A 17,454-nucleotide genomic window follows, 5' to 3' on the forward strand; every position below is an offset into this window, starting at 1 on the left:
TCCGAGAGCACTGCTCTCTGAATTCAGAATGACTGAGCACATGTCGAAAGTCAAGAGCACTGCTCTCATTTGTTGACAGCGCTCTCCCTTGTGGCAGGCTTGGGGGTATGACCACCGCTGAATTGCCGAAGGCCAAACCGCCCACTCCCCGCGAGCGTGCCCGCACTCAGACCATCGCAGACATCGTTCGGCTCGGTCGCGAGCACCTTGCTGTTCATGGCGCAGCCGCGCTGTCCCTCCGCGCAGTGGCGAGGGATCTCGGCGTCGTGTCCTCTGCTGTGTACCGCTACGTAGAGAACCGGGACGAACTCCTCACGCTCCTGTTGATCGACGGTTACAACGAGCTCGGCGACGAAGTTGATGCGGCGGTGGACGCCATGCCGGCGCATGACTTCACCGGACAATTCAAAGCGCTGGCACATGCCGTGCGCACCTGGGCAATTCGCGAACCTGCCAGCTACGCCCTGCTCTTCGGCAGCCCTGTGCCCGGGTATCAAGCCCCGGGCGAGCGCACCACGGTGCCAGGAACCCGCGTCATCGTCCGTCTGGTGGGCGTTTTCGATGCCGCCTACCGGGCAGGTGCCCTGGACGCACAGGTGACGTCCGCCGTCGTGATTCCTCCGGCCTTGGCCGAAGATCTGGCCGCGATTCGCACCCAAATGAACCTCGCAGTTCCCGATGCGTCCATGGCGCGCGGTGTGCTGGTGTGGACGTCAGTGTTTGGGGCGGTCAGCTTTGAGGTTTTTGGGCAGTACGGACGCGATACCTTTGCCGCTCGCGATGAGCTGTTCGAGCATCAGTTGGGTGTTCTTCAGGGCGTCGTGGGGCTCCAAGGCTAGGGCGCTACAGTATTCAGATGGCTCGAGGACTTGCAGACATCGGCGCGGAGGGTATTCTTCTCGCCGGTGCGGGCCGCGCGATCCTCCTTCAGATTGCCGACCCCCGGGTCGGTCACGGAGTGGCGGACCACAGCAACTTCGCCCACAGGCCGCAGGACAGGCTCCGGGCCACGCTGACCTATGTCTACGCTGTGGTTTACGGCACCGAAGAGCAGGTCACTGCTGTGCGTCGCGCCGTTAATCGTGCCCACGCGCCGGTCCGACGGACCGCTGACGATGCGTCGGCGGGTTATAACGCCTTCGACGCCGACTCCCAACTGTGGGTGGTCGCCACCCTTTATGACACGGCAGTCACCGTCTACCAGCAGGTTCACGGGCCGCTCGACGACGAAACCGCCGACCGCATGTACCTCGACTATGCGCGGATCGGGACTGCACTGCAGCTTCCGCCCGACAAATGGCCCGTTGATCGCGCCGCCTTTGCCACGTATTGGGACGCGCACGTGGCAACGTTGCAGCCCGACGAGAAGGCCCGCAAAATCGCCCGCGACTTGCTGTACCCGGCAGCGGGTCCGGGCTTGATGCGCTTGGTCATGCCGCTGGCACGCTTCCTCACAGCAGGTTTGTTGCCTGAGCGCCTTCGTGAAGGTTTCGGATTCGACTGGAGTCCCGGCCATGCGCGGCGCTTCGAACGGACCATGCGCCTGGTGGGACGCGTTTACCCGCGGCTGCCGCAACGAATCCGCCACTGGCCCAGGGACTATTACTTGAGCCAACTCAAGCCAGGCAAGGCTTCCCACAATGCGTAACTTCACCTCCGTTGAGCAGTCCATCGACGACGCCGCCCACCGATACCTGGACCGCGCCCGCGGGGGACGGCTCCGGGAAGGGCTCACCGAGTTTGTGGTGTTCGGGCTGAAGCAGGCCTGGGCATGTGTGTTCGGAGCGGCTTTGCTCGCGGTAATCATCGCTGCCCGGCTTTGGTACCCGGACAACGCGGGCCTCGCAAGGAACGACTTCCTGACCATCGCCGCGATTGTGATCCAAGTTCTGATGATCAGCTTCAGGCTCGAGACCCTCCGGGAACTCCGGGTGATCCTGTTGTTCCATGTGGTGGGGACAGCGATGGAGTTGTTCAAGACGGACGTGGGGTCCTGGGCATACGAGGCGGAAGGTGTCCTGCGGATCGGGGCCGTCCCGTTGTTCAGCGGTTTCATGTATGCCGCTGTGGGTTCCTATATGGTGCGGGTTTTCCGGCTGTTCGACCTCCGCTTTGACCGATACCCGCGGCGGTGGATCACGGCCCTCGTCGCTGGCGCGATCTACGTCAACTTCTTCTCCCACCACTACATCTTCGACGCACGCTGGGTGCTGCTGGCCGCCGTCGTGCTTGTCTACGGACGGTGCGTGATGCACTTCAGGGTGTTCCGGCGTCGCTTCCGCATGCCCATCCTGGTGTCGTTCCTGCTGGTGGCACTGTTCATCTGGTTCGCCGAGAACATCGGCACGTGGTCCCGCGCCTGGCTCTATCCGAATCAGCTGGACGGTTGGCAGGCGGTTTCCATCGACAAGCTCTTGGCGTGGTTCCTGCTGATGATCATCTCCGTGGTACTGGTGGCGTGGGTGTACAAGCCGGAGCCACTGGGCGCCACTCAAGCCGCTGACGCGGAGATTCCTAGGCTTCGCCGCGTATCGCCCTGAGTGCAGCGCGTCGCGCCTGAAGCAAGGGCTCGACGTCGGACACCCGGGTTAGGCGGACGGCCTCCGGTGGAGGCGGGTTGCGTTGAGCGTTGATCACGATGCCGAAGCCGCCGAATGTGCCCGCAGCGAGCCAAGAGTTCTGTCCGCGCCAGAGCGTTACGTCTGCGGGCGTGCCGTCAACGGTGATGGTGAGCCGCTCAGCGGCGAGGGCGTTGAAGGTTGCGTCCTGGCGTTGAAGCTCTTCCAGGTTGTGCGGGATTCCGGCTGATGCGCGCCACCGGTTCCTGGCAAGCGCGCGCGGGTCCTGGGGTGTGGTGATCACCTCGACCAATGGGCCCGCCTGCGAAAATCCGTCGCCGTGGGACACCCCGCCTTCGCTGCCGTCCAACTGCCAGGATCCCAGCATGACGGGGACGTCCCAGCCCTCTAGACAGAACAGCGGGAGAAGGTGCGCGCCGTCGCGGACTTCTTGATCCAACCGGTCGTTCATCTCCCAGAACTCGTCCGGAGGCACGTATCCAGTGATCTCCATCGGGCCAGTTTGTCAGTTCACCGTAGGCGAAACCACCCCCTAAGCCGTGTGATTCCGGGGATTTCCAACCGTCAATGAGCAAAGTTGAGCGAACTTGACTCAACTTTGGATTGACTTAAATCTGAGGCTGAGTACAGTTGAGTGCAGAACGCTCAACTAGCCGATTGTTGAGTGGGCTCCCGGCAGTGAAACCGCTCAGCGGGCCGCTGTCAGGTGCAATCTCCAACATCGGCCATTGAAAGGAAAACAAGATATGTCACGTGCAGTAGGTATCGACCTCGGAACCACCAACTCCGTGGTCTCTGTTCTCGAAGGTGGCGAGCCCACCGTTATCGCCAACGCAGAAGGCGGCCGCACCACGCCGTCCGTCGTTGCGTTCTCCAAGTCCGGCGAAGTCCTGGTCGGCGAAATCGCCAAGCGCCAGGCCGTCAACAACATCGACCGCACCATCGCTTCCGTCAAGCGCCACATGGGCACCGACTGGAACGTTGCCATCGATGACAAGAAGTACACGCCGCAGGAAATCTCCGCGCGTATCCTCATGAAGCTCAAGAACGACGCCGAGAGCTACTTGGGCGAAAAGGTCACCGACGCTGTGATCACCGTTCCGGCATACTTCAACGATGCCGAGCGCCAGTCCACCAAGGAAGCCGGCGAAATCGCTGGCCTCAACGTCCTCCGCATCGTCAACGAGCCCACCGCGGCTGCACTGGCATACGGCCTGGACAAGGGCAAGGAAGACGAACTCATCCTGGTCTTCGACCTCGGTGGCGGAACCTTCGACGTCTCCCTCCTCGAGGTTGGCAAGGACGAAGACAACTTCTCCACCATCCAGGTCCGCGCGACCGCCGGTGACAACCGCCTCGGTGGCGACGACTGGGACAACCGCGTGGTCGAGTGGCTCCTGAGCCAGCTCAAGGTCAAGGGCATCGACCTCTCCAAGGACAAGATCGCCCTCCAGCGTTTGCGTGAAGCTGCTGAGCAGGCCAAGAAGGAACTGTCCTCCTCCACCAGCACCAACATCTCCCTCCAGTACCTGTCCGTCACCCCCGACGGCCCGGTCCACCTGGACGAGCAGCTGACCCGTGCCAAGTTCCAGGACCTCACCAAGGACCTGCTGGACCGCACCAAGAAGCCGTTCCAGGACGTCATCGCTGAAGCCGGCATCAAGGTTTCCGACATCGACCACATCGTGCTCGTAGGTGGCTCCACCCGTATGCCTGCCGTCTCCGAGCTCGTCAAGGAACTCGCCGGTGGCAAGGAGCCCAACAAGGGCGTCAACCCGGACGAAGTTGTGGCCGTTGGCGCCGCACTCCAGGCCGGTGTCCTGAAGGGCGAGCGCAAGGACGTCCTCCTCATCGACGTCACCCCGCTGTCCCTCGGTATCGAAACCAAGGGTGGCGTCATGACGCACCTCATCGAGCGCAACACCGCCATCCCCACCAAGCGTTCCGAGACCTTCACCACCGCTGACGACAACCAGCCGTCCGTGGCCATCCAGGTCTTCCAGGGCGAGCGTGAATTCACGCGCGACAACAAGCCGCTGGGCACGTTCGAACTGACCGGCATCGCTCCGGCACCTCGCGGTGTCCCGCAGGTTGAGGTCACCTTCGACATCGACGCCAACGGCATCGTCCACGTGTCCGCCAAGGACAAGGGCACCGGCAAGGAACAGTCCATGACCATCACCGGTGGCACGGCGCTCTCCAAGGACGACATCGACCGCATGGTCCGTGAAGCCGAAGAGCACGCTGCAGAGGATAAGGCCCGCCGCGAAGCTACGGACACCCGTAACTCCGCAGAGCAGCTCGCCTACTCCGTGGACAAGCTCATCGCCGACAACGACGACAAGCTGCCTGAGGAAGTCAAGACCGAGGTCAAGGCCGACGTCGACGCCCTCAAGTCCGCCTTGGAAGGCACCGACGACGCCGCTGTAAAGACTGCGTTCGAGAAGCTCCAGGCTTCCCAGACCAAGCTCGGTGAAGCCATCTACTCGCAGGCCGCCGCAGCTGACGCTCCGGGTGCCGGTGCAGAAGGCGCTCCCGCCGGTGACAAGGCTGCCGACGACGAAGACATCGTTGACGCCGAAATCATCGACGAAGACGAAGCGAAGAAGTAGCCATGCCTCACCACGGCAACGAAGCAGAGCATTCAGAAGGCAACGAGCCGCGCAAGCCGGTAATCCGGGACAACCGCAAGGTTGACCCGGAGACCGGGGCAGCCCGTCACCCCGATAGCGAAGCTGCAGCTCCCACCGAAGGCAACGCCGCTCCCACGGACGGCGACGCCCTCTCCCAAGCTGAGGAAATCCTCAACGGGGTAGAGGTGCCGGCCGAGGAATCGGTAGCCCCCGGTGCCGCGGCTGAAGCCCAGGCAGCGGAGCTCCGCAACGACCTCCTCCGCCTTCAGGCTGAGTACGTCAACTACCGCAAGCGCGTCGAACGCGACCGCGCCGTAGCAGGAGAGATGGCCGTCATCGGCGTCCTCAACTCCCTGCTCCCGGTGCTGGACGACGTCGACGCCGCCCGCCAGCACGGTGACCTCGAAGACGGCCCCTTCGCCGCCATCGCAGCCAAGCTGGAAAACGCGCTGAAGACGTACGGACTGGAACGCATCGCGGACACCGGAGTCGAATTCGACCCCACCATCCACGAGGCACTCATCCAGCAGCCCGGCGAAGACATCGAGGTTGACACGGTCAGCCAGGTGCTGCGCTCCGGATACCGCTCCGGCGAGCGGGTCCTGCGTGCAGCCCAAGTGATCGTCGCGGTTCCGGCGTAGTCTCACGTTCCGCCTTCGCGGATGAGGGGCCCCGCCCCTACGCCGGGTGGCTTGGGATCTTCGATCCAAAGCCACCCGGCTCCGGTAGGCCCGAAGCCACTCCCGGGCCCCCTCATCCGCTACGGCTTCGAGGCAGTCTCGCCGTACGCTTTGTTTGTTTTAGAAAGGAAACGCTCTTGGCCAGCCAGGACTGGGTTGAAAAGGATTTTTACGCGATCCTTGGTATTGCCAAGGACGCGTCCGACGCGGATATTAAGAAGGCTTACCGCAAGCTAGCCCGGCAGTACCATCCGGATACTAATGCCGGGGATGCTGCTGCGGAGAAGAAGTTCAAGGACATTTCCGAGGCTTACTCGGTGCTGTCGAATCCTGAGGACCGGCAGCAGTATGACGCCATCCGCGCTATGGGTGGTGCCCGGTTTGCTCCGGGTGCCGGGGCCGGGCGGGGTGGCGCCGGGGCCAATGGTGGGTTTGAGGACCTCTTTGGTGGTCTGTTTGGGGGCGGGCCGGGTGCTCGTCAACCTGCAGGCGGCGGCATTCCTCCGGAGTTCGCTGACCTGTTTGGAGGTGGCTTCGGTGGCGCCGGCCAGACCGGTTTCCAGCGTGCCCCGCAGAAGGGCGCGGACAGGACGGCAACCACCTCCATCTCGTTTGCCGGCTCCATCAAAGGCACCACGGTGAGCCTGCGTGAGAGCAACGGCAACGTGATCGACGTCAAGATTCCCGCCGGCATCAAGGACGGGCAGAAAGTCCGTCAGCGCGGCAAGGGCAACGCTGGCCCGGCCGGCAACGGTGACCTCATCATCACGGTGAGCGTGAAGCCCCACGACTTTTTCCACCGCGACGGCGACAACATCCGCATCCACGTCCCCGTCACGTTCGCGGAAGCGGCGCTTGGCGCCACCATCGAGGTCCCAACACTCGAGGGCGACACCGTCAAGGTGCGCGTCCCTGCCGGGACACCGTCGGGCAGGACACTCCGGGTCAAGGGCCGAGGCGTAAAAACGTCCAAGGCGACCGGCGACCTGCTGGTGACCATCGACGTCGCGGTCCCTCAGAACTTGAACAAGGAAGCGGAGGAAGCCGTGAAGGCGTTCGCTGCCGCCACCACGGACGCGAACCCGCGTCACGACCTGGCCGCGAAGGCCCGGTTGTAAGGAGACGGTCATGGCAATCGACGTCAACCAGCCGATCTTTGTCATCTCCGTCGCTGCGGAGCTAGCCGACATGCATCCGCAGACGTTGCGCCAGTACGACCGCTTGGGCATCGTCTCGCCCAGCCGTGCGCCCGGCAAGTCCCGCCGCTATTCGCAGAACGACGTCAACAAACTGCGGGAGGTCCAGCGCCTCTCGCAGTCCGGCGTCTCTCTTGAAGGCATCAAACGAATCCTCGATCTCGAAAATCAGGTTGCTGCGCTGCAGTATCGGGTAGCTGAGCTGACGGAGGAGTTGTCGCGTCGGCGCTCACCCGTGGACGCGCGCATTTTCGCGGCCGGAGCGGCGGGCGACGTCGTTAGCTTGGCCCGCGGTCAGCGCCCCCGGGCGCGGTCGCAGGCAGTTGTGGTGTGGAGGCCGCGGCAGGGAGACTAGCTTGGGCTAAGCGCGGCTGGGCGCAACATTGTCGAGCAGGAGACAGGGCCGCATGCCATTGTGGCAGGCGGCCCCGTTGCTTCAGCTCCGCATGCTGGCCGGGAGTTCCGGGGTGGCCGCCTGTGTGTTGCTGAGTGACTGCAGGCGCGTCGCAACCACGCTCATTTCAGCAATGTTGGTTCGCGGCGGGAGGCTGATCGCGCAGTGCACCGCTTCTGCAATGTCGTCCGGGTGGATGGCCCAGTCCCTGACCTCTCGGGGCGGCGGGCTGGGGCGCAGGTCCAGGATGGGAGTGTCCACGATGCCTGGCAGGATGCTGCAGACGCGAATGCCGTTGCCGTGCTCGTCGCGCGATGCGCCCCGGGCCAGACCCAGCAACGCGGATTTGGAAGCGCCGTAGGCTGCCCCGCTGTGGTCCGGCCAGCTTGCAGCGATGCTGGAGATGATCACTACGTCGCCTTGCCGTTCCCGCAACTGATCGAGCGTCGCTGACAGCAAGGTGAAGACGCCGTAGACATTGGTCTTCATGATGCGGTCGAAACTCTCGTCGTCGAGCTCGGCCATTCGCCTGCGTGGGACGTTGGTCCCCGCAGCGCAGACCAGAATGTCAATGGGATCCGTTTCCGCGAGGTGCGCCGCCAGAGCCCGCGCTCCCGCAGTGTCGGCAACGTCCAGAGCGTGGGTTACCAGCTGGCCAGTGACCAGATGCTCGGGGCTTACCGCGTTCAAAGCTTCCTGCCTCCGCGCGACGCCATGTACTTTGGCGCCGGCGGCGAGGAGCCTGCGGACCACGCTGGCCCCGATGCCGCTGCTGGCGCCGGTGACAAGAGCTACTCTGCCCTCAAGATTCCTGTCCATCGTTCCTCCTCTGCCGGGACTACCGGCAATGTTCCGTTCAGGGTGGCGCGGCTTTCTCGTGTTGATTCCGCCCAAGAACCAAATTATCACTTGACAGACACTTTGTCCGCATGATGGTGTTGGGTGCAGAACGTGGGCCTTCCGGCGCACAACCAGGCCACCTTGCGAAACTTGCTATATGGCGTAGCTTCGCACTGGCCCTGGTCACAACCGAGTCAAGCCACAGAGTGTGGCTTCCCAACACGGGAGCATTCAATGACGATTGTTGAGCAGAACACAGCCCAACCGAAAAGCAGCCCGGAACGGTTGCGCCTACAACGCAAATCCCTGCTCGCCACGGGCGTAGGAAACTTGCTGGAATGGTTTGACTGGACCATCTATACCGTCGCCTCGGTCTACATCGCCGGCAGCCTCTTCAACTCCAGCAACCCTATGTCTGCGCTGCTGAGCACGCTGGCCGTGTTCGCCGTCGGTTTCCTGATGCGTCCCATTGGCGGGCTGGTGTTCGGTCCTCTGGCTGACAAACTCGGGCGACGCACTGTCCTGCTGACCACGATGTTCCTCATGGCGGGTGCGAGCCTGGGGATCGCCCTCATTCCCTCGTACGCGGCAATCGGCAGTTGGGCATCTCTCCTCCTTCTGCTGGCCCGATTGATTCAGGGCTTTGCGCACGGCGGTGAGTCGACGACGTCTTACGCGTACATCGCTGAAATCGCCCCGGCCAAGCGCCGCGGTCTGTGGTCAAGCACGGTCTTCATCGCAGTGGGGTCAGGATCCCTCCTGGCGACGCTTTTCATGGCGGTACTGACCGGCTTGATCAGCAAGTCGGAAATGATGGAATGGGGGTGGCGAATTCCCTTCGCAGCCGGTGCGCTGCTGGCTGTGGCTGCACTGTGGTTGCGCCGCGGCATGATGGAAAGTGAGCATGTGGCCGTTGCCCAGGCTGGCAGCGCTGCGCCCCCGTGGAGCAAGAAGCAGGTATTTGCCGCAGGCGTGAAGTTGTTCCTCTACGAGGCTGGATCTACGCTCACGTACTACACGTGGGTCACCTCGGCAGCTATCTATGCAATCGGCGTCAGGGGCATGGATCCGGGCCAGGCGTTCGTGATGAGCGTGATAGCACAGGTGGTCTATATCGCTTTCCTCCCGGTCTCCGGCTGGATCTCCGATCACTGGGGAAGGAAGATCACAACCCTTATCTCCCTGGTGGGTATCGCAGCCACGGTATTCCCGCTCTGGGGCTTGATGACCAGCGAGCCATGGACGTTGCTTGTTGCCCAGACAGCAGGACTGTTGCTGGTCGCCTTTATTACAGGTTCCAAGCCGGCAGCGATTTCAGAACAGATTCCCACCCGCTACCGCACCAGGATCTTTGGCGTTTCCATCTCCCTCGGCGTGGCTGTCTGTGGCGGTACGGCGTCCTACCTCAGCACTTGGCTTTACTCGATTGGCAGTGGCTGGATCTTCAACCTCTATGTCATCGCAGTTGCGGCGGTATCCAGTGTTGTGGTCCTGAAGTGGAAGAACAACACCGGCGTTCCCCTGGATCAAATCTAGTACTGCCCACATCACACAGTTCCCGGCGGCGCCACTGGCACGCCGGGAACTGCCGTATCCGGAAGGAATCATCATGATTACCACCCTCCCCGCGACCGCAGCCGCGGCTGTCCGCTCTTCGATGGATAAGCGGAGCATCGAGATCAGAATGCAGGAAACCCCGCGGCTTCGAGCCGGCGAAGTGCTCGTAGCAACGGAATACTGTGGCTTGTGCGGGTCCGATCTCCACATCTGGAACGGCGACGATGGGTACGGCTGGGTTCCGTGCGGTACCGTTCTGGGCCACGAGATTGTGGGGACGATCGTCCAGAGCGAGGACCCCGGCGGCCTGAAGCCAGGGACTCGCGTGGTGGCCATCGCCCAGTCCGGCTGCGGGGACTGCGCCGCTTGTACGGCTGACTACGCGAACGGCTGCCCGGATAAGGTCACTTTGGGCCTGACGCGCGACGGGGGCGCCGCACGTTTCGTTCGCATCCCCGCATCCCAGTTGCTGGCCGTACCCGACGCTGTGCCCGCCCGGACGGCGGTGCTGACAGAACCTCTCTCGGTTGCCGCAAGGGCGGTTGCAAGCCGTGGGCGCGTGACAGCCGAGGACACCGTAGTTGTCAGTGGTCCCGGCACCATCGGGATCCTGTCCGCAGTGGTCTGCCAGTATCTCGGTGCCCGTGTGGTGCTCAAGGGGATGACCCAAGACGTGGCAGCACGGGCCGGTCTCGCCGAACAGCTGGGGCTGGACCTGGTGGATACCCTTCCCCCCGGTTTCAAGCCAAACGTGTGGATCGAAGCTGCCGGAGCCTCCGCGGCCTTGGCCGATGCTGTCCGTGGGCTTCCTGTCCAAGGGCGGTTGGTGGTGGTGGCACTGTATGGAGCGCCGCCGGTGTTGGCAGCCAACGATGCCGTGCGGAAGGAACTGGACATCATCACCAGCTACAGCTCGCACCGCCCGGACTACGGGCTGGCACTGGACATCCTCCAGACATATCCCGGGTTGGGGGAGCTGCTGGTTGAGACGGTGCCGCTCAGCAACATAGCCGTTGCCTTCGACAAGGTGGGCCGGGGCGCTGCGCCGAAGATCGCCGTCGAACCCTGATGCCTCGTGAACGCAGCAAAAGGGCGGCCGGAGTGTTCCGGCCGCCCTTCCTGGGTGTGTGGCTGCTAACTGAACGTGCCGTCGATGGTGAGTCCGCCGTCGATCTTAATGACCTCGCCGTGGATGAACGACGCGTCCGGGGAGAGCAGGAAAGCGATCACGTTCGCGATTTCTTCCGGCTCGGCAAGCCTCCCGAGGGGAGTCCGTCCCAAGAGAACCTCTTGGTTCAATGTGCCGTTGCGCAAGCCGCTACGCACCATCTCCGTATTTACGTAACCGGGAGCGACCGCATTGACGCGTATCTTATGGACGCCCCATTCAACGGCCAAGGTCCTGGTCAGTCCCAGCATCCCGGTCTTGGCGGTGGCATAGGCAGATCTCCCCGGCAAGCCAAAGGTGGACCCTACTGACGCGATGTTCACAATAGAGCCACGGCTCGATTTGAGGAGTGGAAAAGCCGCCTTTGCCGTGAGCATTGAACCCGTCAGATGAATGTCCAGCAGACGCCGCCATTGTGCGATGTCCAGCTCCTCGGCAGGCTGGCGAAGGATGTTTCCGGCGCAGTTCACCAGACCGTCCAGCCGGTCCGCTTCGCCCGCGACGGCACCCAGGAGGGCTTGGACGCTGATCTCGTCAGCCACGTCGACGCCGAACCCAAGGTGGGGGGAGGCCGCGGGAGAAAAGGAATTGAGTTCTTCTGCCAGGTCCTTGGCCGGCCCCTCGTTGAGATCGGCCACGAGGACCCGCCAGCCGCGGTTTGCCAGGGTATGTGCCACCTTGGCGCCGATTCCTTGTGCCCCGCCAGTGATCAGGGCCGTCTGTTGTGCGTTCATGAGATGCTCCCTTGTTAGGTTTTGTGCCTCAGAGCTTGCTGAGGCGGAAGGTTGGATCAGGCTCTTGGAAGGTGGCGTCCGGCGCTCCTTCGAGGCTGCCCAAGGCTGTGGTGGAACGCCCGACGGCGAGCGCGCCCCAGGCGGCGGAACGCGCCAGCGCTTCGGTGAAGGCTGATCTACGATGATGTGCTCCGGTGGGCCCTCCGGGTTCGAGTGAGGTTTCGCTGAGGAATCCGGCAAGTGCTGCGTCGCCAGCACCTGTGGTATTGACCACGGGGGTCTGTGGCGCCCGGGCCCACAGGACGCCATCCGGGCCTAGCCCGATGAGTCCATCTCCGCCCATGCTGGCCAGCACGGTGCTGATGCCCGCGTCGCCGGACCGTGTTGCTTGGACTCTGTGGGTGGGGCTGCTCATGGGATCAGCGCCCTCGCCTAGTCGTCGGCCAGCGCGTGCCGGACCTGGCCGGCTACGCGGGCGGGCGAGAGCCCGTATTTGTCCAACAGGTAGCTGTTGGGAGCGGACTCGGACCATGCGTCCGCAAGTCCCAGCCGAGTGACCGTTTTGCCCAGCGTGGTGCTGGTAACCAGCTCACTTACCAGCCCGCCCAGTCCTCCAATAATGCTGTGTTCTTCGATAGTGAAGATTGGTGCAGGGCCTGAGAGGGCAGATAGCAGAGCAGCTTCATCCACGGGTTTGAGGCAGGGAACGTGAACCATCCGGGCTTCGATTCCTTCTTCGGCGAGCAGAGCTGCAGCATCCATGACACGCGAACTCTGGACACCTGTGGAAACCAGAAGTGCGTCATTGCCCTCGCGTAATACATGTACTGTTCCCGGCGTGAATGCATGGCCCGGACTGAAAATGTCGGAAACGGCGTCCCGTGCCAACCGCAGGTAGACGGGACCGTCGTGGTCTGCCGCCCATCGGATAGCTGCTTCGGCTTCTATTGCGTCGGCCGGGGCGATCACGGTCATGCCCGGCATTGCACGCATGATGGCCAGGTCCTCAATGTCCTGATGGGTCTTCCCGCTGCTGCCGTTGAGGAGGCCGGAATAGGAGGCGGCGATCTTGACGGGTGCTCCGGTCTGGGAGACCAGCATGCGGATGGGGTCCAGAGCGCGGTGGGTTAGGAATACCCCAAAGGTGGATAGCCATGGACGGAAACCCAGAGTGGACAGGCCAAAGGCAACGCCCACCATGTTCTGCTCCGCGATGCCGATTTCGAAGAACCGGTCCGGGAACGCGTCGGCGAACAGATCAGCTTTGGTGGACGTGGCAAGATCGCCGTCCACCACTGCAACCCGGCTGTCCGTCCTGGCAAGATCTACAAGGGTCTGGCCCCATACGTCGCGTTGCGCCTTCACTTTGCTTCTCCTTCGAAAACCTGGCCGAGTTCAGCGGCTGCGCTGGCCAGTTGTTCCGGTGTGGCAATGCCGTTGTGCCACTTGTAGGTGCCCTCGGTAAAGGACACGCCCTTGCCTTTGATGGTCTTGGCTAGGATGACGGTTGGCTTTCCTGAACCCCGTTGCGCACGGACCCGGTCAAAGGCGTCGTGAATTGCGTCGAAGTCGTGCCCGTCGATGCTGATGACGTTCCAGCCAAAGCACGTGAAGACTCCGTTGAGGTCTACGCCGGACCACGGGTTTGAGCGGTCGAACCGGTCATCGTCTTCGGAGACGGGCCATCCATACTGCTGAAGTCCGTTGAGGTCGATGACCGCCGTGAGATTGTCAAGCTTGAAGCGACGTGCCGTGTGGACTGCCTCCCACACCATTCCCTCTTCGAGTTCGCCGTCGCCCAACATGACCCACGTGTGGAAGTCCGTTCCGAGTTGCTTGGCGGCCATTGCCATGCCGGCTCCGGCCGATAGACCCTGGCCCAGGGAACCGCTGGAGCTGTCCACGCCGGGGGTGAGCTTCATGTCCGGGTGGCCTTGAAGTCGCGATCCGCCCTGATCGAAAGTGGCCAGTTCCTCCACAGGGAAGTAGCCGCGGAGTGCCAGGACCGAATACAGGCCAATGGCGCAATGTCCTTTGGAGAGGATGAAACGGTCTCGGGCGGGGTCCTGCGGATTCCCGGGGTCAACAGAAAGTTCGTTGAAGTACAGGGAAACCAGCAGGTCCATTGCGGACAGCGGGCCGCCGATGTGGCCGGCTTTGGCATCCGCCACGGTCTTGATGACGTGCCAGCGGCCAGCGGCTGCAAGCCTCTGGAGTTCGGCCGTTCCGGTCTTGGTTGCTTGCGTTCTTGACATGACATTGTCCTCATCGATCGTGTCAGCAGGTCTACCGCCCATTATTGCCGTGATACGGACAATTTGTCCAGAAAATGATAATTAATGCAGGGGTTGGGGCAGGCTTCGCACAAGGATCTTCACTGCTCCAGTGCCTGACCGCGCCTCGGCAAAAGCCTCTTCCACCGATTCCAGGGGGTATTCAGAGATCGGAATTCCTGCCAGTGGAAGTTCATGGTGGCTGATCAGCCGTACGGACTCGGCGAAGTCTGCGGACTCGTAGACGCGCACCCCGATGATTTCCTGTTCGGCAAAGGCGAGCTCGCGCAGGTCCACCTCGGCCGATCCGTGGTGCACGGCCACAATCACAATCCGCCCCCGCACTGGCGCCACCTTGGTTAGAAGGGGCGTGACGCTGTGATGCCCTGCGCAATCGAAGACAACGTCGGTGGCGGTCTCGCCATGCTCCTTGGCTACCGGGACGTCACTTGGCCCGAGCGCCCGGAGGCCGAGCGCCTCAACTACTTCCCGGCGTCGTTCGCTTGGCTCCACGACAGCAACGTCAGCCGCACCTGCGTGACGGGCGGCCAGCGCAACCAGGATTCCGATGGGTCCTGCGCCGAAGATCAGCACGCGCTCGCCTGCTGCGAGCCTGGCCCTCCGAATGGCGTGAACTGCTACTGCGAGCGGCTCGGCCAGGGCTGCTTCCTTGGCGGGGACATTTTCGGAGAAGGGAATGACGTTCGCGGCAGGTACGGCGATCAATTCCGCCATGGATCCGGGCGTATCGATGCCAAGCAGCCTCAGGTTTCTGCAGACGTGCCACAGTTCCTTCCGGCAGGCGCCGCAGGTGTCGCAGGGCAGGAGGGGGTTGACGGCCACCGTGGCGCCCTCAGTCAGTCCGCTGTCCCCTGGATTCTCAATGGTGCCGGTAATTTCGTGCCCCATCACCAGTGGAAGAGTAGCTCGGGGGTGGGTGCCGCTCACAATGGGGAAGTCCGAGCCGCAGATGCCGGTGAATGAGACCCGAACAAGAACTTCGCCCGGCCCTGCCTCCGGGCGCCGTAGTCGCTGCGTGCCGAACTGCTCTGGGGCCTTGAGGACGGCTGCCCGTATATCCGGGATGGTTTCAATGGTTGGTGTCGTCATCGACTGCTCCTTCGGGTGCACGGCATGGTTCTTGACCACTTCCCTCCAAGTTATCAACTGGCGGACATAAGTTCCACTGATTGATAAAAGTTTGTTGGCGACGCCGTTGTTGCATTGGTCATGGGCCTTACGTATCGTGAGTCATGATGTGTGTCCGCTAGGTGAGAGGTTCCAATGACGGAAGCAACGGATCCCAGCGGTGGAATGAACCTCGTGACCAAATCTGCGGCAGTCCTTCGCGCGATCGCTGAGGCAGGCGAGCTGACTGTGAGCGAACTCGCTGAGCGCACAGCTGAACCCGCGAGCTCCCTCTACAGGCTGCTCTCGACGCTCCAGGCGATCGGCTGGGTGGAGGATGGGTCGCGCCGCGGCAAGACCCGGCTCGGCCTCGATTTTGTTCGGCTCGGAGCAAAGCTGGAAGCCCAGCTGGACCTGAGGGACCTGGCGCGGCCGGAGCTTGAGAGGTTGCACGCTGCCACTGGCCAGACATCGTTCCTGTGCATCAGGCGCGGCCTCCGGGCCGTGTGCATTGACCGAATCGATGGCCTGGATGTCCAGATCCACAACCTTAGATTGGGCGAGTCCATGCCCTTGGGCCAGGGGGCCGCGCCCAGGGCTATCCTCGCCTTCGAAATCCCCGAGGTGGTCCAACGCTATTTGAGGGACCTGCCTGAGGATGAACTGTTCGGCCCGGTGGCCCATAACGCAGAGGAACTTCGCCGACTCCTAGCGGAAACGGCGTCCGCCGGCGTTGCAGTGGCGCACAGCGATTGGGGTCAGGGGATTGGCGGCGTTGGTGCGCCAATCTTCAACCACACTGGTGCCGTTGTAGGAGCGCTGTCCATCAGTGGCCAAACCCACAGGGTGTTCCACAGCGACTACGACCCCGTCGCGATGGTCCAATCTGCTGCCGCAACCGTAAGCCGGGCGCTTGGTGCGATTCAGTTGCCGGAGGCTCATCTGCCGGCCGTAGAAAGCGGGGCCGTCTAGTGGCAGCGAAACCCATCAAGGTGATGGCCAACAGTGCTGACCTCCTCAACGCGCTGGCCGACAACGGACCCATGAGCGTGGTGGACATCGCCGAGGCAATTTCCATGCCGCGACCCAGCGTGTACCGGTTGCTTGACGCGCTCGAACACGTGGAACTGATCGGAATCCGGGAAGATGGCAGGGCTCAACTCGGTACGCAGATCCTTCACCTAGCAAGTGCTTCCCTGCAAGGGATTCCGGAGGTCTCCGCAGCCCGTCCCGCCATGGCCCGCCTCAACGAGCTCACGGGCCAGACCGTCTATCTCTGCGCCGTAAGGAACCAACTCGTGACCTGCCTCGATTGGGTCAAAGGGACCAAAGTGACGCTGCTGCTCCTCAACCCCGGCGGCACCCTCCCGCCGCACGCAGGTGCAACGTCGCGGGCCATCATGGCATGGGATGACCAACTCAGGCACAGCGTCACAGCGTCGGCTCCGCTGCAGGCGATCACGCCGAACACCCTCACCACAGCAGAGCAGGTTGAGGCTGACGCAAAAATCATCCGGGAACGCGGCTTCAGTGTGTCTGACCAGGACGTCACCGTCGGTGTCGCCGCACTGGGAGTGCCGCTGTTCGATTCCCATGGCGTATTACGCGGGGCACTGTCAGTTGCCGGACTTCGTGATGACGTCCTTCCTCGGCAGGACGAATTTATTGCGTTGCTGCAGGAAGCGGCGAAGGAAACAGCGGCCAAACTCTAGGATCGATCCCAGCTGACCACCACGCGGGCAGCCCCCGCTTCCGTCCGCTCCACGTTGACTACGATCTGCGATTCTTTCGCGCCCATGTCCCGGATCTGCTGCTTGTAATCCTCGACGTGCTCCAGCAATGACTCTTCAGTCCATTCGCCGGGACGCATTCTCGTTGAGATCTCGACCGGCTCTTCCGGGACCAGAACTTCGGCAGGTTGCCGCTGAGGGGTCTTGTCCGGTTCGGGCTCTGCCGGTGGCACCAGCATGCGGAAACCGAAAATTCCACCGGCTATGCCAGCGACGAGACCCGCGGCAATTAGCCAGATGGCCCGTCCGGGTCCGCGTCGTTTGGAACCGGGGCCGGGGAGGTTTGCTGCTTTGGTGGAGCTTCGTCGTGCCATGGGGAATTCAACTTTCCAGTCGGCGTTCGGTAGTCCGTGCATTAGTGGGCCGTAACCCGCCACTCCATCGTAAGCATGCTGAGGACCCTTGGTAAGGCGCGATCCCGATGGTTCCCTCCCCCGAGTAATCAACGACGCCGCCATAGCCGCTCACTGCACGGTTGTCCG

19 protein-coding genes are annotated in these 17,454 nt (G+C 62.8%); 11 read left to right on the forward strand and 8 right to left on the reverse strand.

Going from position 1 to position 17,454, the window contains the following annotated elements; genetic code table 11:
- Positions 1–107 precede the first annotated feature (107 nt).
- Genes J3A64_RS21455 through J3A64_RS21465 form a run of 3 tightly spaced genes read left to right on the forward strand, consistent with a single transcriptional unit; the run spans position 108 to position 2,540 of the window.
- A complete protein-coding gene (locus tag J3A64_RS21455) occupies positions 108–839 on the forward strand; it encodes a TetR/AcrR family transcriptional regulator (protein WP_014922869.1) in 732 nt (243 codons plus the stop codon).
- 17 nt (positions 840–856) lie between these two features.
- Positions 857–1,648, forward strand: coding sequence for an oxygenase MpaB family protein (locus J3A64_RS21460; RefSeq protein WP_210065782.1), 792 nt, complete (start codon positions 857–859; stop codon positions 1,646–1,648).
- Positions 1,641–2,540 (forward strand): DUF817 domain-containing protein, encoded by a 900-nt coding sequence (locus J3A64_RS21465; RefSeq protein WP_014922867.1) that lies wholly within the window; start codon positions 1,641–1,643, stop codon positions 2,538–2,540. Before J3A64_RS21460 ends, J3A64_RS21465 begins: the two co-directional genes overlap by 8 nt.
- Here J3A64_RS21465 and J3A64_RS21470 read toward each other — a convergent pair.
- On the reverse strand, positions 2,515–3,072 hold the full coding sequence (locus J3A64_RS21470; protein WP_011776210.1) for a hypothetical protein: 558 nt from the start codon (positions 3,070–3,072) through the stop codon (positions 2,515–2,517). The genes J3A64_RS21465 and J3A64_RS21470 overlap by 26 nt on opposite strands.
- Before the next feature lie 253 nt (positions 3,073–3,325).
- Here J3A64_RS21470 and dnaK point away from each other — a divergent pair, with 253 nt between their 5' ends.
- The 4 genes from dnaK to J3A64_RS21490 all read left to right on the forward strand — a co-directional run bounded on the left by dnaK (position 3,326) and on the right by J3A64_RS21490 (position 7,443).
- Positions 3,326–5,191 (forward strand): molecular chaperone DnaK, encoded by a 1,866-nt coding sequence (gene dnaK / locus J3A64_RS21475; RefSeq protein WP_011776209.1) that lies wholly within the window; start codon positions 3,326–3,328, stop codon positions 5,189–5,191.
- A 2-nt stretch (positions 5,192–5,193) separates the two neighbouring features.
- Positions 5,194–5,853, forward strand: coding sequence for a nucleotide exchange factor GrpE (locus J3A64_RS21480; protein ID WP_014922865.1), 660 nt, complete (start codon positions 5,194–5,196; stop codon positions 5,851–5,853).
- Positions 5,854–6,029: 176 nt separating this feature from the next.
- On the forward strand, positions 6,030–7,010 hold the full coding sequence (locus tag J3A64_RS21485; RefSeq protein ID WP_014922864.1) for a DnaJ C-terminal domain-containing protein: 981 nt from the start codon (positions 6,030–6,032) through the stop codon (positions 7,008–7,010).
- A 10-nt stretch (positions 7,011–7,020) separates the two neighbouring features.
- Positions 7,021–7,443, forward strand: coding sequence for a heat shock protein transcriptional repressor HspR (locus tag J3A64_RS21490; protein ID WP_011776208.1), 423 nt, complete (start codon positions 7,021–7,023; stop codon positions 7,441–7,443).
- Positions 7,444–7,524: 81 nt separating this feature from the next.
- Here the strand turns inward: J3A64_RS21490 and J3A64_RS21495 are convergent, their stop codons facing one another.
- A complete protein-coding gene (locus J3A64_RS21495; protein WP_011776207.1) occupies positions 7,525–8,301 on the reverse strand; it encodes an SDR family oxidoreductase in 777 nt (258 codons plus the stop codon).
- A 255-nt stretch (positions 8,302–8,556) separates the two neighbouring features.
- Between J3A64_RS21495 and J3A64_RS21500 the strand changes: the two genes are divergently transcribed.
- Together J3A64_RS21500 and J3A64_RS21505 are read left to right on the forward strand one after the other, a co-directional pair.
- A complete protein-coding gene (locus J3A64_RS21500; protein ID WP_011776206.1) occupies positions 8,557–9,858 on the forward strand; it encodes an MFS transporter in 1,302 nt (433 codons plus the stop codon).
- A 73-nt stretch (positions 9,859–9,931) separates the two neighbouring features.
- The gene (locus J3A64_RS21505; RefSeq protein WP_014922862.1) at positions 9,932–10,948 is read left to right on the forward strand and encodes an alcohol dehydrogenase catalytic domain-containing protein; all 1,017 of its coding nucleotides are present in this window, start codon (positions 9,932–9,934) and stop codon (positions 10,946–10,948) included.
- A gap of 65 nt (positions 10,949–11,013) precedes the next feature.
- Here J3A64_RS21505 and J3A64_RS21510 read toward each other — a convergent pair whose 3' ends face one another.
- From J3A64_RS21510 to J3A64_RS21530, 5 genes are all read right to left on the reverse strand, one after another.
- Positions 11,014–11,781 carry an SDR family NAD(P)-dependent oxidoreductase gene (locus J3A64_RS21510; protein ID WP_210065784.1) on the reverse strand — a complete coding sequence of 256 codons (768 nt, stop codon included), beginning with the start codon at positions 11,779–11,781 and terminating at the stop codon, positions 11,014–11,016.
- A 28-nt stretch (positions 11,782–11,809) separates the two neighbouring features.
- Positions 11,810–12,196, reverse strand: a complete 387-nt coding sequence (locus tag J3A64_RS21515; protein WP_210065786.1) for a PfkB family carbohydrate kinase — start codon at positions 12,194–12,196, stop codon at positions 11,810–11,812.
- A 17-nt stretch (positions 12,197–12,213) separates the two neighbouring features.
- Entirely contained in the window at positions 12,214–13,146 is a 933-nt protein-coding gene (locus tag J3A64_RS24010; protein ID WP_210065788.1) for a transketolase family protein, read from the reverse strand.
- Positions 13,143–14,036: a transketolase gene (locus J3A64_RS21525; protein WP_210065789.1), complete on the reverse strand. Its 894-nt coding sequence runs from the start codon at positions 14,034–14,036 to the stop codon at positions 13,143–13,145. The genes J3A64_RS24010 and J3A64_RS21525 overlap by 4 nt, the downstream gene beginning before the upstream one ends.
- An 81-nt stretch (positions 14,037–14,117) precedes the next feature.
- On the reverse strand, positions 14,118–15,164 hold the full coding sequence (locus J3A64_RS21530) for a zinc-binding dehydrogenase (protein ID WP_011776200.1): 1,047 nt from the start codon (positions 15,162–15,164) through the stop codon (positions 14,118–14,120).
- Between the two features lie 174 nt (positions 15,165–15,338).
- Between J3A64_RS21530 and J3A64_RS21535 the strand changes: the two genes are divergently transcribed.
- Positions 15,339–16,154, forward strand: coding sequence for an IclR family transcriptional regulator (locus J3A64_RS21535; protein WP_011776199.1), 816 nt, complete (start codon positions 15,339–15,341; stop codon positions 16,152–16,154).
- The gene (locus J3A64_RS21540) at positions 16,154–16,894 is read left to right on the forward strand and encodes an IclR family transcriptional regulator (RefSeq protein WP_014922858.1); all 741 of its coding nucleotides are present in this window, start codon (positions 16,154–16,156) and stop codon (positions 16,892–16,894) included. The genes J3A64_RS21535 and J3A64_RS21540 overlap by 1 nt, the downstream gene beginning before the upstream one ends.
- Here J3A64_RS21540 and J3A64_RS21545 read toward each other — a convergent pair.
- On the reverse strand, positions 16,891–17,286 hold the full coding sequence (locus tag J3A64_RS21545; protein ID WP_286176433.1) for a hypothetical protein: 396 nt from the start codon (positions 17,284–17,286) through the stop codon (positions 16,891–16,893). The two genes, J3A64_RS21540 and J3A64_RS21545, sit on opposite strands and share 4 nt — an antisense overlap.
- Positions 17,287–17,454: the final 168 nt, after the last annotated feature.

Source organism: Pseudarthrobacter sp. PvP004 (assembly GCF_017876035.1).
Lineage (GTDB): Bacteria > Actinomycetota > Actinomycetes > Actinomycetales > Micrococcaceae > Arthrobacter > Arthrobacter aurescens_A.

Coding starts and splice junctions, on each gene's coding strand:
- J3A64_RS21455 (WP_014922869.1), top strand. CDS start 108: ATGACCACCGCTGAATTGCCGAAGGCCAAACCGCCCACTCCCCGCGAG.
- J3A64_RS21460 (WP_210065782.1), top strand. CDS start 857: ATGGCTCGAGGACTTGCAGACATCGGCGCGGAGGGTATTCTTCTCGCC.
- J3A64_RS21465 (WP_014922867.1), top strand. CDS start 1,641: ATGCGTAACTTCACCTCCGTTGAGCAGTCCATCGACGACGCCGCCCAC.
- J3A64_RS21470 (WP_011776210.1), bottom strand. CDS start 3,072: ATGGAGATCACTGGATACGTGCCTCCGGACGAGTTCTGGGAGATGAAC.
- dnaK (WP_011776209.1), top strand. CDS start 3,326: ATGTCACGTGCAGTAGGTATCGACCTCGGAACCACCAACTCCGTGGTC.
- J3A64_RS21480 (WP_014922865.1), top strand. CDS start 5,194: ATGCCTCACCACGGCAACGAAGCAGAGCATTCAGAAGGCAACGAGCCG.
- J3A64_RS21490 (WP_011776208.1), top strand. CDS start 7,021: ATGGCAATCGACGTCAACCAGCCGATCTTTGTCATCTCCGTCGCTGCG.
- J3A64_RS21495 (WP_011776207.1), bottom strand. CDS start 8,301: ATGGACAGGAATCTTGAGGGCAGAGTAGCTCTTGTCACCGGCGCCAGC.
- J3A64_RS21500 (WP_011776206.1), top strand. CDS start 8,557: ATGACGATTGTTGAGCAGAACACAGCCCAACCGAAAAGCAGCCCGGAA.
- J3A64_RS21505 (WP_014922862.1), top strand. CDS start 9,932: ATGATTACCACCCTCCCCGCGACCGCAGCCGCGGCTGTCCGCTCTTCG.
- J3A64_RS21510 (WP_210065784.1), bottom strand. CDS start 11,781: ATGAACGCACAACAGACGGCCCTGATCACTGGCGGGGCACAAGGAATC.
- J3A64_RS21515 (WP_210065786.1), bottom strand. CDS start 12,196: ATGAGCAGCCCCACCCACAGAGTCCAAGCAACACGGTCCGGCGACGCG.
- J3A64_RS21525 (WP_210065789.1), bottom strand. CDS start 14,036: ATGTCAAGAACGCAAGCAACCAAGACCGGAACGGCCGAACTCCAGAGG.
- J3A64_RS21530 (WP_011776200.1), bottom strand. CDS start 15,164: ATGACGACACCAACCATTGAAACCATCCCGGATATACGGGCAGCCGTC.
- J3A64_RS21535 (WP_011776199.1), top strand. CDS start 15,339: ATGACGGAAGCAACGGATCCCAGCGGTGGAATGAACCTCGTGACCAAA.
- J3A64_RS21545 (WP_286176433.1), bottom strand. CDS start 17,286: ATGGCACGACGAAGCTCCACCAAAGCAGCAAACCTCCCCGGCCCCGGT.